Origin of the sequence: Fibrobacter sp., assembly GCA_024398965.1 — a bacterium.
GTDB lineage: Bacteria > Fibrobacterota > Fibrobacteria > Fibrobacterales > Fibrobacteraceae > Fibrobacter.
The window spans coordinates 1-1,445 of sequence record JAKSIF010000146.1 but is presented as its reverse complement, the minus strand read 5'-3'; the positions used below and the strand labels follow the sequence as shown (position 1 = coordinate 1,445).

The 1,445-nt window shown below is 51.1% G+C and carries 1 protein-coding gene; it reads right to left on the bottom strand.

Annotation, left to right across the window (positions count from 1 at the left end):
* On the bottom strand, positions 1–1,445 hold a 1,445-nt coding region (locus tag MJZ26_15185; GenBank protein ID MCQ2107119.1), incomplete at both ends, for a hypothetical protein.

Below are 1,445 nucleotides of genomic sequence, written 5' to 3'. Positions count from 1 at the left end.
CTGCCCTGATCCGTAAGAATCCAACGCGAATTGGTGCGACTGCCGATATTGTCAATCCATCCGAGTCGTCTTCGCAATCTCAACGAAAGCAGATTCCCAATCTTAGTCTTCTTTTGTCCTTCATCCAAGACTGATGACATATGCTTTAACAACAAACTATCAATCTCGGCCCGCGTCACAGATCCCTTGGCACAGATAAATTCCAGCACGTGCTGCATATAAAATTCATCATCAAAAGCTTTTGCCTCAAGATAATCCGCAAGACTATCTGACCGCCTAGCCACACCAACGGCTGGATAGAGGTTTGGATAGCGTCCCCCGACCAGCTTCTTCTTTCGCAGAAGCTCGGCAGCCTGCTTGCTTATCGGCTGATGCTTTTGCACCTTGTCCAGCAGCAAAATGTCATCCAACGACAATCCGGTATTTGCAATCAACAACTTGCAATACCGTTCGTCAATGACTTTGCCCGGCATGGTCAGCACAACATCGTCATTCGAAAAGTCATAATCCGGCAACGGAAGGAATCGCTCGACCTGCTTGTTGAACATTCGACGAATGCCCGAACCCAACGTGTCGATCATCTTCAGCTCGACCATCGCCTCAACCAACTGCCGATTCCGATAATCCCGTGGTCGCCCCTTGTCATGAAGGACTTTCTCGACCGTCCCAGGGACAAACAATCCCGCATTGCTGAATCGTATGTAGTCGGGATACTCCGTGACGACAATCGTCTTGCCCGCAGAATAATCCTGATGCGCGATGCTGTTATGGAGCGCCTCGCGCAATGCCCACGAATCGTATTGATTCACTTCTTCCGGGAACAATGTTCCATCTGGCATCATCCGCAGGGTCAAATTGCGGATCTTCGCCAACACACCATCGACGGCCTTCAGAAACGGCAAGCCAAAATGCTTATAGTCACGAGTTGATTCGTCATCATTCTTCAAATGCCATGTGATTCGCGTCACTGCCGGACTGACATAATGCGCACTCTCGGATTTTCCAAGGAGAATGATGGCCGCACGCGTCAGCTTTCCGTCAATGGCCAATTTCGCCTTGTTGAGGAACGTGACATCATCCCATCCTGGAATCTCCGCCGCGAAATCATCATCCTTGTGCTTTTCCGCATATTTCACCCGCGCGAGCCGAAGCGCGCTTTCATCGAGATCCGAAAGCGAAGCTCCCAGTATCGTTTCTCCCGACCAGTCATGCCCAGTCGTTCGGTAAATTTCCGCGGCAATTCGCGGATGCTTGGAAAGTTCGGTCAACGACGAACCGAACCTGATCCACGGGGTCTTGTCAAATGCGACCGGACAACGATAAGCCGCCTCGATCTCCAAGATCACAACACGGCTGCCCTGATAGTCAAACGAATAGAACTCAAACTCAATCTGCGGCGCAAGCATCGTCGCCAGCCACATGCGCAGCAGCTGATTGCCCTCGCA